At 60.5% G+C, this 13,896-nt stretch carries 12 protein-coding genes; 6 read left to right on the top strand and 6 right to left on the bottom strand.

All coding sequences use genetic code 11. From position 1 onward, the window contains the following. Positions 1 to 390: 390 nt before the first annotated feature. The 5 genes from QTI51_RS37145 to QTI51_RS37165 all read right to left on the bottom strand — a co-directional run bounded on the left by QTI51_RS37145 (position 391) and on the right by QTI51_RS37165 (position 2,066). Entirely contained in the window at positions 391 to 591 is a 201-nt protein-coding gene (locus QTI51_RS37145) for a hypothetical protein (protein ID WP_286517829.1), read from the bottom strand. Further along, a complete protein-coding gene (locus QTI51_RS37150; RefSeq protein WP_286517827.1) occupies positions 588 to 1,151 on the bottom strand; it encodes an ATP-dependent DNA ligase in 564 nt (187 codons plus the stop codon). The genes QTI51_RS37145 and QTI51_RS37150 overlap by 4 nt, the downstream gene beginning before the upstream one ends. A gap of 191 nt (positions 1,152 to 1,342) precedes the next feature. Continuing rightward, entirely contained in the window at positions 1,343 to 1,465 is a 123-nt protein-coding gene (locus tag QTI51_RS37155) for a hypothetical protein (RefSeq protein WP_286517812.1), read from the bottom strand. Between the two features lie 78 nt (positions 1,466 to 1,543). Continuing rightward, positions 1,544 to 1,741: a hypothetical protein gene (locus QTI51_RS37160; protein WP_286517811.1), complete on the bottom strand. Its 198-nt coding sequence runs from the start codon at positions 1,739 to 1,741 to the stop codon at positions 1,544 to 1,546. A gap of 73 nt (positions 1,742 to 1,814) precedes the next feature. Further along, positions 1,815 to 2,066: a hypothetical protein gene (locus QTI51_RS37165; RefSeq protein WP_286517808.1), complete on the bottom strand. Its 252-nt coding sequence runs from the start codon at positions 2,064 to 2,066 to the stop codon at positions 1,815 to 1,817. Positions 2,067 to 2,196: 130 nt separating this feature from the next. Between QTI51_RS37165 and imuA the strand changes: the two genes are divergently transcribed. The 5 genes from imuA to QTI51_RS37190 all read left to right on the top strand — a co-directional run bounded on the left by imuA (position 2,197) and on the right by QTI51_RS37190 (position 11,153). After that, entirely contained in the window at positions 2,197 to 3,063 is an 867-nt protein-coding gene (gene imuA / locus QTI51_RS37170; RefSeq protein WP_286517805.1) for a translesion DNA synthesis-associated protein ImuA, read from the top strand. Beyond that, on the top strand, positions 3,005 to 4,342 hold the full coding sequence (locus tag QTI51_RS37175) for a Y-family DNA polymerase (RefSeq protein WP_286517804.1): 1,338 nt from the start codon (positions 3,005 to 3,007) through the stop codon (positions 4,340 to 4,342). Before imuA ends, QTI51_RS37175 begins: the two co-directional genes overlap by 59 nt. Positions 4,343 to 4,380: 38 nt before the next feature. After that, complete coding sequence (locus QTI51_RS37180) at positions 4,381 to 7,500, top strand: error-prone DNA polymerase (protein ID WP_286517803.1); 3,120 nt, start codon at positions 4,381 to 4,383, stop codon at positions 7,498 to 7,500. A gap of 989 nt (positions 7,501 to 8,489) precedes the next feature. Next, a complete protein-coding gene (locus QTI51_RS37185; protein ID WP_286517802.1) occupies positions 8,490 to 9,806 on the top strand; it encodes a type II toxin-antitoxin system HipA family toxin in 1,317 nt (438 codons plus the stop codon). Between the two features lie 882 nt (positions 9,807 to 10,688). Next, positions 10,689 to 11,153, top strand: coding sequence for a hypothetical protein (locus tag QTI51_RS37190; RefSeq protein WP_286547707.1), 465 nt, complete (start codon positions 10,689 to 10,691; stop codon positions 11,151 to 11,153). Between the two features lie 66 nt (positions 11,154 to 11,219). Here the strand turns inward: QTI51_RS37190 and QTI51_RS37195 are convergent, their stop codons facing one another. Continuing rightward, the gene (locus tag QTI51_RS37195; protein WP_286517800.1) at positions 11,220 to 12,536 is read right to left on the bottom strand and encodes a site-specific integrase; all 1,317 of its coding nucleotides are present in this window, start codon (positions 12,534 to 12,536) and stop codon (positions 11,220 to 11,222) included. 714 nt (positions 12,537 to 13,250) lie between these two features. Between QTI51_RS37195 and QTI51_RS37200 the strand changes: the two genes are divergently transcribed. Next, the gene (locus QTI51_RS37200) at positions 13,251 to 13,490 is read left to right on the top strand and encodes a hypothetical protein (RefSeq protein ID WP_286517799.1); all 240 of its coding nucleotides are present in this window, start codon (positions 13,251 to 13,253) and stop codon (positions 13,488 to 13,490) included. Positions 13,491 to 13,896: the final 406 nt, after the last annotated feature.

Consider the following 13,896-nt stretch of genomic DNA (forward strand, 5'->3'; position numbering starts at 1 on the left):
ATTTCCAGTCAAGTCGCCCGCAGCCTCTTGCCCATCAATGACTGTACAAATTTGACCCTCAGGCTGTCGCTCCACTTTCACCGCATAAGCATCGCCCGAGGAGAGGATCCCGGTGAAAGTGAATGGGCGGAACGCTCCAAATGCGGCGTAAGCCTCAGGCTCCTCCTGCCGCTGCGAGCCCTGAAAACACGGGCGATACTTTCAATCGTTCGCATCCGATTCTTGGTTTGCAATCGACGTGGTGAGCATGGAAGCCTGCCCAACGACAGTCCACGCGATGGGTCGCGATCACCAAATGGGTAAGGTGGCGGTGCGTCGCACGAATTGCGAGCGCGGCACCACGTGGTGGCATCAGACAACCACGAAATTCGAGTCGGGGCCCGCAGTGAATCAGCGGCCCTGACGCAGCCGGAGCTGGCCAAGCTCGGTGAGAAATTCCTGGCCGGTCTCATCCGAGCAAATGAGACCGTGCGAGCTCAAACGCGTCGACGAACGCACAGCTTCCGGAATCCGGCCGTGCAGCCGTCGCGGGGCCGGCACGAGCCGCGTCAGTTTGAGCCATTGCTCATCGTTAAGGCGAATCTTTTTCATAGATTGAAGACTTCGTCCGGCCTGCGTGGTCGCACGCCCTTGCGCTTCACCTTGACCCAGTCGTTCGAGCGAATTCCTGACTGATAAACACTTTCGGCCCACTTGGCGACCAACCCTTCGAGCCGCAACGGGATAACCGCCTCATGAAACACTTGCTCGGCCCGTCCTTTGATATAGCTCACCAGGAGGGTTGAGGGCGGTGGTGCCGCCAGGAATTTGCTCAGCGCCAGCTTGCGCCTGATGAGCGGTCTCTGCGACAAGTCGACGCCTCGTACGGCGAGCAGATCAAAAACGCAGTACGTCACAGGAGGAGCACCCGCATACACCCGTCGCCTCTGCACCCTCTCATGGATCGCCGCGAAATCACTGCGGCCGAGCTGATCGAGAACACAGATCTCTCCATCCAGAAGCACGGGCCACCGCGAAACTTGGAAAGCCCCATGGCGACCTCTGGAAACCAAGCGGTTGCGTCGGCCCCGCTTCGGGTACGAAGCTTGATGGGGCCGTCCCCGCACAGCGCCATAAGGCGGTAGCCGTCGAACTGTATCTCCCACAGCCATCCGGGCTCCTCAAAGTCGATGTGGCGCTCCGTCAAAAGCATGGGCCGGAAGTCGTCGAAATTAACCATGGCAAAGCGTGCTGAACGCCTGATGCCATAGACGTCAGCAAACACCCCGTCTACGTCAGGCCAATGGGCCGCCTTGCAGATCCCGTCACAGCGATCGCGCGAGCGGCGTCGATGGACCGCGATCTACACCAGGTTCGACGAGAAGTAGCTGACGGGCGCGCCCAGCGTCCCGTCCGCCCGGATCGGAAACTTGGCCAGGCCGAGGTTGGCGACGCCGACGAACACGAAGCGCCCCAGCGGATCCACTGCCAGCGGCCAGGCGGCCACGCTGCCGAAACCGAGAGGATTTGTTTGACGAAGGCTTGACGTGGCTGCGGGCGCGGCCTAATCCACCTCATAGACAGACACCGAACCGTCCCCGCCGGTGGTGGCGTAGAGGTACTGGCCGTTGGGGTGCGCGCCCAGCATGACAGGCCCCGATCCCAAGAGCACCATCGCGTTCATCGTATCGCCGCTCCCGCTGTTCGCGATCACATAGGCCCGGGCGTTGCTGCCTGCCGCGGCATCGATCCGTTGGTGCAACCCGTCTTAGAGAAAAATTGTTGCGGTCGACATGGCTACCTCTTCAAGTGTGGGAGATGTGGCGAAGCTGTGCTCACTCTATGCGACGGGGATTCTGTAGCCAACTGACAAACTCCTCAGTCCGACCGCCTACGCGGAAGGGGATCAAGTCGGGTTCCATCCACTTCGCCGCTGCAGCCTGCGGCGACAGCTGCCGAAGAATGGGTTCCTTAGCAAGCTCGTTGGCCAACTCGTCAAGCTGCTCGGGATCGACGGTGCGCCAGTGCATCTTCAGTTGCCTCGCGCAGTAATAGATCCACATGTCGGTGGGAATGTCGTCTTCCATGGCGATGTTGATGGCGGACCGCTGGCCTTCTGTGTTGGCAGGTCAGATGGCCGACAAAATTTGTAAACCTTCTTGCTCGGTGCCGAAGCGTCCTCGATACTGTACATCCATACAGTAATCGGAGCCGCAAATGGCCATCTCCCTGTCATGGGCTGATGGCGAAACTACGCCGGCGGCCCCCCAGCCTTCCTCCCGGGCGAGCAGCGCGCCGCGTTGGCCCGTGGCATTGCCGCACGCCGTCGAATCTGCAATCTGGCGTGGCGACGCCCTTGGAACGCCGGTCACCACGACCATCGGTACCGGCTTCGAAGCCCTGGACGCCGAGTTGCCCGGCAATGGGTGGCCCTGCCAGTCATTGACCGAGGTGCTGCAGGTCCAGCCTTCGGTGCTTGAGTGGCGGCTGCTCGCGCCCGCGATGCGCACGCTGGTCAACCAGGGCAAGCAGATCGTGATCGTCGGGCCGCCGAAGCCGCCGCACCTGCCGGGATTGAAGCACCTGGGCCTCGACGAACGCCACCTGGTCTGGATCCAGGCGGACAAGCCGGTAGAGCGCCTCTGGGCGACCGAGCAGCTCATCAAGGCGAACGCGGCCGGCATGCTGGTGGCCTGGCTGCCGCAGGCGCGCCAGGAGCAGATCCGGCGGCTGCAGGTGTGCGCACAGAGTTGCGACGGGCCCGTCATCCTGTGCCGGCCCGCGGCCGCCGAGCACGAGGCCTCCGCCGCGCCGCTGCGCCTGCAGGCGCGCCTGGGGGTCGACTGGGAGCTGCACATCCACCTGCTCAAGCGCAAGGGACCGCCCCACGAGGGCGAACTGACCTTGCCCTCGGTGCCTGGCGGGCTGGAAGCGATCCTGACTCCGCGCCTTCGTCACCCGAGCGGCCTGATCGCCGCGCGCAAAACCCAAGATCGTTCGCAAGACCTTTCCCGAGAGTTCACCCATGCTGTGGGCAGCCCTTCTTCCCGACGGCCTTCCGGACGACCCGCGGCCGCGTACTGAGGCGCTCGACGGGCTGGCGACGTGGTGTTTGCAGTTCACGCCCCGCGTCGCTGTCCTCGAGGCGCTGCTGCGGTGTCCGGCGGTCGTCATGGAGCTCGAGCAGAGCGTGCGTCTCTTCGGCGGCAAGCGCCGCCTGGTGGAGCGCGTGCGCGAGGACTGCACAAGCCTCGGTGTGCGGCAGCTGAGCTGGGCGCCGACCAGCCTCGCGGCGCTGGCCGTCGCCAGATCGGGCCTGTCCAACGGTTTCGCCAAGCCGTTGGCCCCGCTCCTCGATGCCTTGCCTCTCGAGGCCCTCACGCAGATCGCCGCGCACCAGGCGACGCTGGCCAGGCTGGGTTGCCGGACCCTGGGGCAGGTCCGCGCACTGCCACGAGGCGGCCTGAGCCGCCGCTTCGACGCGCAGCTGCTCGCCACCCTCGACCAGGCCTACGGACTGCGGCCAGAGACCTACCCGTGGGCCCAGCTGCCGGAAACCTTCCACGCCAAGCTCGAGCTCATGGCGCGCGTCGAGCACGCCCCCGCCATGCTCTTCGGGGCGCGGCGTCTGATGCTGCAGATGGCCGGCTGGCTCATGGCTCGGCGTTCCGGGGTGACGGCCTTCACGCTGCGCTGGTGCCACGACGCGATGCGCGCCAAGACCGCGGGCGACGGCGGCGAACTCACAGTGCGCACCGCACAGGCCACGCGCGACACGGAGCACCTGATCCGACTGCTGGCCGAGCACCTCGGCAAGGTCGAGCTGCTCGCGCCCGTGGGCGACCTGGAGCTGCTCGCCACCGAAGTGCAGGCGCTGGAGGAGAAGAGTTTTTCGATGCTGCCCGAGGCACGGCAGTCTGGCGAGAGCCTGGCGCTGGTGCTCGAGCGCATCGCCGCTCGCCTGGGGCCGGACCGCGTGCTGCGCCCCGTGATCCTCGAAGACCACCGCCTAGAGTGGATGTGCCGCTGGCGCCCCGCGCCCGAGCCGGCGCCGCGAATCAAATCCCGTGCAGTCGACGTGCCGCAACCCACCTTCATCCTGCCCAAGCCGCTGCGCCTGGCAACCGAGCACAACCGGCCGCTGTACCAGGGTGTGCTGCAGCTGCTTGCGGGCCCGCACCGGGTGGAAGGCGGCTGGTGGGATCGCACGACCGAGGGTGACGAGAGCCAGCGGGAGACCACACGGCAGACAGCACGCGACTACTGGGTGGCCGTGAGCGAGCACGCCGGCGTGCTGTGGATCTTCCAGATGCGTCTGGCCCAGGAAGAGACCGCGTGGTTCCTGCATGGCACCTTCGCCTGAGCACGGTCTGATCGAACTGCGCTGTTGGACCTTTTGTGATGGACCTCCCTGAGTACGCCGAGCTGCGGTGCGTGAGCAATTTCAGTTTCCTGCGCGGCGCGAGCCAGCCGGGCGAACTGGTCGAGCGCGCCAAGCAACTGGGCTACAGCGCGCTGGCCATCACCGACGAGTGCAGCCTCGCGGGCGTGGTGCGCGCACATGTGGCTGCGAAGGAGGTCGGACTCCAGCTGCTGATCGGCAGCCAGTTCCTGGTCGAGCCCGAAGCGCTGGACCCGGACGCCTCGCCGTTCACGCTCACCGTGCTGGCCTGCCACCTCGAGGGCTACGGCAACCTGTCCGAGTTCATCACCAAGCTGCGCCGCGTCTCCGAGAAGGGAACGTACCGGTTGCCCCTCGGCGAGATCAGCGGCTCCGTACTCGAAGGCTGCGTCGTGCTGGCCTCGCCCAAGCGCATGGCCACGCCCGCGCAGCTGCAATGGCTCGGTGGCTGGCTGCTGCGGGAGTTCCTGGGCCGCTGCTGGTTTGCGGTAGAGAAGCTGCGCCTGCTCGACGACGAGATGTGGCTGCACCGCCTGACCGAAGTAGGCAAGGCGACGGCGATCCCGCTGGTGGCCGCGGGCGACGTGCATTTCCACGTGCGCTCGCGCAAGCCACTGCAGGATGTGATGACCGCTACACGCCTGGGCAAGCCGCTGACGGAGTGCGGCCTGGAGCTCCAGCCCAATGCGGAACGCCACCTGCGCACGCGGCTGAGGCTTGCGCAGACCTACGCCCCCGACTTGCTGGCCGAAACACTTAAGGTGGCGGCGCGCTGCAACTTCAGCCTGGACGAACTGCGCTACCAGTACCCGGACGAAGTCGTTCCGGCCGGCGAGACACCGGCGGGCTATCTGCGTCGCATCACCTACGAGGGGGCAGGGCGACGGTGGCCCGACGGCATTCAGGCCAAGGTCCACGCACAGATCGAGCACGAGCTGGCGCTGATCGCCGAGCTGAAGTACGAGCACTACTTCCTCACCGTGGCCGACATCGTGATGTTCGCGCGCTCCCGTCACATCCTCTGCCAAGGCCGCGGCAGCGCGGCGAACAGCGTGGTCTGCTACTGCACCGGGGTCACTGAGGTGGATCCGGGCCGCATGAGCGTGCTGTTCGAGCGTTTTATTTCCAAAGAGCGCAACGAGCCGCCGGACATCGACATCGACTTCGAGCATGAGCGCCGTGAGGAGGTGCTGCAGTACCTCTACGCAAAGTATGGCCGCGACCGCGCCGCCATCACGGGTGTGGTGATCAGCTATCGCCCGAAGAGCGCGATCCGCGATGTTGGCAAGGCACTGGGTATGTCGCTGGAGACTGTGGACGCCTTGGCCAAAGGCCACCAGTGGTGGGACGGAGGGCAGGTTCGCCCCGAGCGGCTGCAGGAGATCGGGCTGTCGCTGGAATCGCTGCAGGTCCAGCAGCTGATGCACCTGACCGGCCAGCTCATCGACTTCCCGCGGCACCTAAGCCAGCACACAGGCGGCTTCGTGCTGACGAAGGGGCCGCTGTGCCGCATGGTGCCCATCGAGAACGCCTCGATGCCCGACCGCACGGTGATCGAATGGGACAAGGACGACCTCGACGCGCTCGGCCTGCTCAAGGTGGATTGCCTGGCGCTCGGCATGCTCACGGCAATCCGCAAGGCGCTGGACTTCATCGGGCTGCGCAAGGGTTGCGTCTTCGGCATGCAGGACATTCCGGCGGAGGACAGTGATACCTACGACATGATCTGCAAGGCCGACACCGTCGGCGTCTTCCAGATCGAAAGCCGAGCGCAGATGAGCATGCTGCCGCGGCTGAAGCCGCGCTGCTTCTACGACCTGGTCGTCGAGGTGGCCATCGTGCGGCCTGGGCCGATCCAGGGGGGGATGGTGCATCCGTACCTCGCCCGGCGGCAGGGCAGGGAGCCCGTGGTGTATCCAAGCGAGGCGTTGAAGGAAGCGCTGGGCCGCACGCTGGGCGTGCCTGTGTTCCAGGAGCAGGTGATGCAGATCTCCATCCTCGCGGCCGGCTTCACTCCCGGAGAAGCCGACGGGCTGCGGCGCTCAATGGCCGCGTGGAAGCGCAAGGGCGGGCTGGAGCACTATTACTCGAAGATCGTCGACGGCATGACGTCGCGAGGCTACGAGGAGAGCTTCGCGAAGGCCATCTTCGAGCAGATCAAGGGGTTCAGCGAGTACGGCTTCCCGGAAAGCCACGCCGCTTCGTTCGCGCTGCTGGTCTACGCGAGCTGCTGGATCAAGTGCCATCACCCGGCGGAGTTCTTGGCCGCCATGCTCAATTCGCAGCCGCTGGGTTTTTATTCGCCGTCGCAGCTGGTGCAGGACGCGCGCCGGCATGCCGTCCAGGTGCGGCCCGTCGACGTGATGTACAGCGACGTGGATTGCACCTTGGAAGACCTGGACCATGAACCCGCGGTGCGGCTCGGGCTGCGCATGATCGCCGGGCTCAAGGCGGCCTCGGCGGACCGCATCGTTGCGGCGCGCGGTCAGCAGGTTTTCGACAGCGCCGAAGACCTGGCGCTGCGCGCGCAGCTCGAGCTGCACGAGATGAAGTTGTTGGCCGCGGCTGATGCGCTGATGAGCCTGTCGGGTCACCGGCGCCAGCAGGTCTGGGAGGCGGCGGGGCTGCGTGCTGCGCCGGGCCTACTGCGCGAGGCACCGGTCGACGAGGACTTCCTCGAGCTGGACGAAGCGCCCGAGGGCGAGGAGATCGTGTTCGACTATGCGTCCACCGGGCTGACCTTGCGCCGGCATCCGCTCGCACTGCTGCGCGAGCGCCTGACGCTGCGCGGTCTGATGACCGCGCAGGACCTGGAAGGGATCGAGGATGGCGAGCACGTGAGCCACTGCGGCATCGTCACCTTGCGTCAGCAGCCAGAGACGGCGAAGGGCACGATCTTCCTGTCGCTGGAAGACGAGACGGGCGTTGTCCAAGTCATCGTGTGGAAGAGCCTCCGAGAGGTGCAGCGCCAGGAACTGCTCGGTGCCCGGCTCATGGTCGTGCACGGCACGTGGCAACGCGAAGGACTGGTGAAGACCTTGATCGCAGCGCGGCTGGAAGACCTGACGCCACTGCTGGGGCGGTTGGGCGCGGCCACCGTGAGTCGGGATTTTCGTTGAGTGGCCTTGAGCAGAGGGCCACTCGCCGATTAGGTGCGCGAGTACCTTCCATCTCCGTGGCGTGCTGCAACTGGCGGTTCAAGCAACTGCTGCTACAGGGAAGAGGGCGGGCTGCACGGCACCGTCATGGACGCATCACCGAATACGAATTGATTCACAGGCAGTGGCTTTTTTGTACAACCAATCAGGGGCTGGCGACCTGTGGCTCGCCGCACGGTGCGGCGCGCTCATAGAGAATATTCTTTAGCGTGGCTGCCCATGACGTTGCGCAATCGCAGGCTTCGGTGAGATATGCTTGCGTCAACAACACCGCCACGCTTTCTTCGGTTGAAAGGCCGGGAGTCCATCGTGGAGCGCACCAGGGTTGGTTACGTTTGATCCGTCAGGGTCTAAAAATGCCTCGCAATCGCGAGGCATTTTTGTGTCCGCCGGTTGTGTTCGCCGTGCCGACATGCTCTCGACGCGACTAGAAGACCTAGCGCTGCCGGAATGGCTGAGCGCAACGACTAAGGCTAGTCGGCATTTCCATTGGACACGGACGAATCTCTTCATCACTGCCTGGCATTCGCCGCGTCGAAGCAACGATCCCGGTTCGCTCATGGTGAACCGACTCGAGGGGCCCATCCGAACGCTGCATATGTTGTGTAGGTCGTTTGGGTTCGCCCCGAATTTGGTTGTGCCTTGTCGCCGAGTCTGAAGGCGGAGACGCGGGCCAGGCTGTGTTGCGGTTGCGCCCAATGTATTCAGACTCAGAATGCCGTCTGGGTTTGATTTCGTTGCGGGTCAAGCCGTGCCAGCGGGGGGCGCGGATTCGATGGCGAGCCTGGGTACGTCGACGGGTGTGAACATCCGAGTGCATGGACTGGGCCGCGAAGCTCTGTTCCGACGCTTGCCAATCCAAAACTGTAGTCGCCCATTTTTTAAAAACGGAAGATTTCTACATAAAATAGACTCAGATTCTCTAGCGATTTGTATAAAATTTCTCCGGTATGCCCGATTTTTGTACTATCCAGCTTTTTGCACAGGGCGTCTGGAAGGACGTTGGCGCAGTCAGCCTCGCTGGCGCGGCGTCTAAGGGTTGGCGAGCCTCAACGCACGCGGGCTACGATACTGCGTGGGCGGTCGAACACATCGATGCGCGAGATGCACGCGCCTTCAGTAGCCAGTTTCCAGTTGGCGTGGCCGACTTCCAAAATCCACACTGGCCAGTTTTCTTGATCGACATGTTGCCCCAGGGCTTCGGTCGCGAGGAGTTGCTGAAGCAACTGAAATTGCCGGAGACCGCGGAAGAATCTGCCGATTGGCGTCTACTCCTTGCTGGCGCGGGGAATCCAATTGGCAATTTACGTGTCAAGGAAGCTGCTGAATGGCTTGCACAGAAAGAGAGTGCGCTACGTGGCTTCGGGGATGACGAGGTGGCAGCGCGCGAGGAAGATTTCAGCGAGTTTTTGGCGAGCCAAGGCCTATTTGTTGCCGGTTCTTCTGGTGTCCAGGGTGAGTGGCCGAAGCTGTTGCTTACCCGTGCGGATGACGGTCTTCTTTACCTAGATCACACGCTACCTGACCATCGTGCGCGTGTTCACTACATCGTGAAGTTCGGCCGTGGGCGCAATCCACGATTGGCGCAAATTCTTCGCCATGAATCCGTGTATATGGATCTTGCACTTAGGCTTGGTCTTCGAGTGCATGCACCGCTTAGCTTGAGGGATAGAGCTCTTTTTATTCCGCGGTTCGACCGTCGGATCTCGCAAGGTGGCGTCGAGCGTCTTGGCCAAGAAAGCATTGCGGCAATGACCGGAACGGCGGGCTTCGGCATCGCGCTCAGCCATGATGAGGTTTGCCGACGGCTGGTGCGGATCTGCACGGACCCCCAGACCGAAGTCCTCGAGTATCTGCGCCGCGATGCCGTCAACCTGGCGCTGGGAAACAAGGACAACCATGCGCGAAACACCGCACTGCAGCGAGACTTTAATGGTCGAATTGGGTTGACGCCGCTGTTTGACTTCGCCCCCATGTACTTGCATCCCGATGGCATTGCGCGACGCAGTCGCTGGGACGGCAATGACGACGGTCGGCCGGACTGGACGCGCGTGCTTGATAGCGTTTGCGCGGGCGCTATGCCTCAAAACGGGGATCGACACGAAGCCCTCGACCGTCAGTCGCTAGCCAATGGACTGCGGGCTATGGCGCCGATGTTGTGGGAGATCGCGCAGCGCGGAGAAGCGATGGGCATGGAGGCGGACGTTCATGCGCACCTTCGAAAGAGCATCGAGGATCAGGCCAGGCAACTGGAGGCGGTGCGCTGAAGAGCGATCCGGTGAGTCATGGACAAGCGCTATAACGCACCTCCCTTGTATGAGCAACTCGCCCTGCGACGTCAGGCTATCGACGACGTCGTCTCGCATCCCGAATGGACTCTCCAAGAGTGTATAAGTCACCTCAAGAAGAAGATGCGGCTAACTAGTCCGGAGATGGCCTCGTTAGCAGGCGTTTCCACGAAAACGATCCAGGACATCGAGCAAGGCCGAAGTGCCGGCACAGTCCAGACAATGAATAGGATTTTTGGAATGCTCGGGCTGAAACTTGCGGTAGTTCGAGTTCCGGATTCGCGGTAGAGCGCTCCTGCTACCGAGAACAGTGAACTGTGCGTGATTGCAGCCAATCGGTTAGCAAGGGCCGCATGATCTTTCGACTGGTTCGATCCTAGCAGTAAGGGTCAGACGTTAACTCGACCTTGGACCGGTTTCCGAGTCTCGCATGACTAAGCGCTGAGCTTCAACGCGAGATTTGCTCGCTCCCATCAACAAGTGGTTGCTGATGTGGAAGTACCCGTTTTGCTATTCCCGCGATCCAGCAGCCCTGAGATCGAGCTCGGAAGTAAGCACCATTCATTAAATTTGCGCTATCGACGTAAAGCGGCGCGAATAGAGTCGTGCACAAAGCTTAAATGAACTCAAGGCGTTGCGAGCGGTTGTCCATTGGCAGAGACCGTTCAAGATTGATCTGACCGTCTGCGAAACGCACGTGTTCCGCGCCTTTGGTTGATTTGAGGTCAGTTTTTCATAAAATGGATTGGGTCGAATCCGCGCTCTGCTCCCAACACGAAGTGCGTTGATTTTGTTGCAACCCCGAAAAAGTTTGAAATTTCGACGATGCTCACGATGATTGCGGTTTCGATAATCATCTAGGTGTATTCAATGCTGCAGGCTGCTGAACAAAAAAACACGTTTCGCTTGACTTCTTTTAACTCAACGAATCTTCATAAATGGCAACTTCCTCAGTTCGCCTTTGTTCCACGGGAGATGGAAACATTGCGAACAAGCCCCGAACCGGGTCAGGAACGATTTGTCTATAACGGACACGGCGATATTAATGTCGATGCCGCTGGAAGATTAGTAATTTCTGTTCAGGCATTGAACGCGCGTGGGGATCTTGCCCGTAAACAACTCATGCAATCGCTGCTTGCGGACGACGTCGAACTAGACGCTCGCGTTGACTTGGAGCAAGTCATCGATTGTCTGATCGAGACAACAAGTTTGGCAGATGGAAAACCAGATTCGGATTTTCGAGAATTACACACTCGAGTCTTGAATCATTTCCGACAGCTATTGCAAAAGTTTGAACGCTTCGCGTCCTATGATGCTGAGCTTTAAGCGCGTCGGATTCTTTATGCACACCGGCATGGGCCACGCGCTCCAAGTGGCATTCGTCGGATCTGCCTACGGTGCCGGCTTGTATGGGCGCTTCGGAGGTTTTGCACTCTCTGTCTCTACGAAGTGGCGTGCGTTCAAGGCCCTTGACGCTGCCAAATCTATTGCAGGCTTAACAGCTTCTGACGCCTTTACGCTAGTTAACGTTCCTAGCGCACTTGTATCATTTGTTGCGTTCGGTACTTTGGGAGCAGTCGTTTCTCCTTTGACAGGGGAAGCCTTCGAAACATTTTCGGATTTTTTTGCCCTAGCTGACGTCTTAGGAAAATCTGGTGCTTCTGTTTCTAGGCCATTCCGAATAGCAACCGCTTGGACGCTGCGTTGCGACGGTTTGACACGAAGTAGGCCGTTGGACGAATCTTTACGCGCGTAATGTCGCGTGGCTGTGGATTCCGAGCCGTGTCCCATGAGTGCGGCAACCTCGCGTTTTGGGAGAGTGCTCTTTGCCGTTGCCGCGAACCGATGTCGCGCGCTGTACAGAGTGGGATGCGTTTTTCGTTTTGAAGGCGTACCACGAGAGATTGTGTGCATCAACCTGCGGCAGCGGTCGTACCAAGCCTTATAGCTTTGCTGTTTCTGATGAGCGCTCGCGCGTTCAAGATGTCGCTTAATCAACAGCTTTTCAGCAAAATTTAATCCGGAAATATCGATTTCGCGATCGGGGCCGAAGGAGCGGCCGTTGGTATTTTTGCCATTGTCGACGATCAGCATGAGTCTTTTCTGGACTTGATCCAGGCGCGAGTGAGCCCATTCACTAGGGCGCAAACCCGTCAAAATCCCCGCATGAAACCACTCTTTTGTGTCGTTTTTCCACTTACTTTTGCTTAGATCGAGCTTGCGAAACACTGCCTCGATGTCCAGGCTTGAGAGCTTTTTGGCCTTCTGAGTCGATGTTTTTCCGGCTTTTCTTGAGCGTTTGAGCGTTTCCAAGGCCTTCTTTCGCTCCGTTTGCCTCTCCTCCCAAGCGGCGATTTGCTCGGCTCGTGCCTCATCACAAACGAAGTAGCCCAGTACATCCTCTTTTGGGTTCGTCATCCCAAGGAGCTTCCGCTTGGCTTCGAGTGAGTACGGTATACGTTGGGAGATTCTCGAATCAAGCGCATGCTTCATCGCAGCGAGATAGAGGCGTTCTGTTGCCTCCGCCCATTCCGGGCATGTCGCGAGAAATGCCTCCACTGCCCATTCCTCATCAGAAGTGATCGCTATCTGAAGGCGCCCCAGTTGAAATCTGCGCTCAAGTCCTTCGCGCGTAAACCTGTCAAAGAGGCCCTCATAGCGCGCGATCGTGTCCACCGTGCGGGTCAACTTTTTTTGTTTGTGAAACATATGCGGAATGGGCTTCGTGTGTGTTGCACGCTGATGTTACTGTCCAGTTTAAAAGCGCGCCACTTTTGCTCATTTGGCCTACGGACGTGCGGTTCGTAAGAGGGTTACTGCGAGTGTTACTGCGAAGTTTCGGACATTCGCTTCCGTTGCCTTTTGCTTCACTCTTTCTGGCTTCACAGGCAGATAAATCTGTGCTCTGCGAGCTTAGATATGCACTCCGGATAGCCGGCTATCGCACCGATCGAGCTGATCGCTACCCGCCGGGCGCGTGGACGCCGGAGATTGGTCTTCGTTGCCCGACGCCAATCTCCGTTCCGACACGCTCGTTTTTCCTGCCGACTCCTGCTTGCTCGCTGTTATTACTCGCCGCGGGCCGCACTGGCCATCGTCGCCTAGTGATGCCACACGCCCATCTGATCCGCCATACCTTGCTGCCGGCATGTGCCGAAGGTGACCGTTCGTGTCCGCTTCGCCCCGACGATCATGATGTTGGGATGTACTCGAACTTGGCATGTCAGCAAGTACTTCGATGAGCGCCTGTTTGAGCTAGCAGACATGCCGGGGGCAGGTATGCAGCGGGATAGATCTCGGGATTCGATGGAAGCCGAACAGATGCTTGCGGTCCGCACGGTTCCAGGTGCAACGGAGCGAGACCGACGCGAGCCGGTCAGGATGATTGGCAAGTGAGATGCGCGGCACGTCTAACGGCCACGCATGTATGTGCTTGACGCGGTCTGTCGTGAACAAATTGATCGACCCTACGGTCCATCGTTGGAAAAATCGCCCGCGGATTTCCGCGTTCTGATGACACTGGCGCGCGTGCGAAAAGGTGATCTGAATCCACCAGAACGCTTGAAGCGTCAAGCAGTTGCATCCTTCTTGGCCGAAATGAATAAAAGCAGTCCAAGCCTTGCTCTAATCAGCGAATTTGAAGCTGCGCTGCAGCTCTTGTGATGTCTTTAGTTCGCGATGGCGCTATACGTGTGGACCGGGCGGGGCTAGAAGGACCTTCGCAACGTGCGGGACCGTTTGAAGGGCTGCCGCTCTTGGCGTTTTTTCCACTAGAAGGGCAGACGCCTTTTCACTCGACACCCACGGCTTCACCATTCGATTTTTTTGGGGCGCTACTCAAATCGCCTTTTCGTCTAAAAATCGACTGCACGCCGCGAAAATTGCGCCGCACAGATGCGGATTTTTGAGCACTAGTTCATCAATTAGACCGTCTAGTGCAAGCCGGCCCGTTGAAGAAAGAGGTGATGATTGAATGGGCAAAGTAGATAGTCGTCCGAATTAGGGTGAAGATGTGATGCAGCGCCGTTTTAGGAAGCTCTTGCAGAATCCGCAGTGCGTTGCATTCGCC

This window comes from Variovorax sp. J22G73, from assembly GCF_030317035.1.
In the GTDB taxonomy this organism is placed as follows: Bacteria; Pseudomonadota; Gammaproteobacteria; order Burkholderiales; family Burkholderiaceae_C; genus Variovorax.

Excerpts from the sequence above, each read along its gene's own strand:
- QTI51_RS37145 (WP_286517829.1), bottom strand. The coding sequence starts at position 591 with ATGAAAAAGATTCGCCTTAACGATGAGCAATGGCTCAAACTGACGCGG.
- QTI51_RS37150 (WP_286517827.1), bottom strand. The coding sequence starts at position 1,151 with ATGGCTGTGGGAGATACAGTTCGACGGCTACCGCCTTATGGCGCTGTG.
- QTI51_RS37165 (WP_286517808.1), bottom strand. The coding sequence starts at position 2,066 with ATGGAAGACGACATTCCCACCGACATGTGGATCTATTACTGCGCGAGG.
- imuA (WP_286517805.1), top strand. The coding sequence starts at position 2,197 with ATGGCCATCTCCCTGTCATGGGCTGATGGCGAAACTACGCCGGCGGCC.
- QTI51_RS37175 (WP_286517804.1), top strand. The coding sequence starts at position 3,005 with ATGCTGTGGGCAGCCCTTCTTCCCGACGGCCTTCCGGACGACCCGCGG.
- QTI51_RS37180 (WP_286517803.1), top strand. The coding sequence starts at position 4,381 with ATGGACCTCCCTGAGTACGCCGAGCTGCGGTGCGTGAGCAATTTCAGT.
- QTI51_RS37185 (WP_286517802.1), top strand. The coding sequence starts at position 8,490 with ATGCCCGATTTTTGTACTATCCAGCTTTTTGCACAGGGCGTCTGGAAG.
- QTI51_RS37195 (WP_286517800.1), bottom strand. The coding sequence starts at position 12,536 with ATGTTTCACAAACAAAAAAAGTTGACCCGCACGGTGGACACGATCGCG.
- QTI51_RS37200 (WP_286517799.1), top strand. The coding sequence starts at position 13,251 with ATGTATGTGCTTGACGCGGTCTGTCGTGAACAAATTGATCGACCCTAC.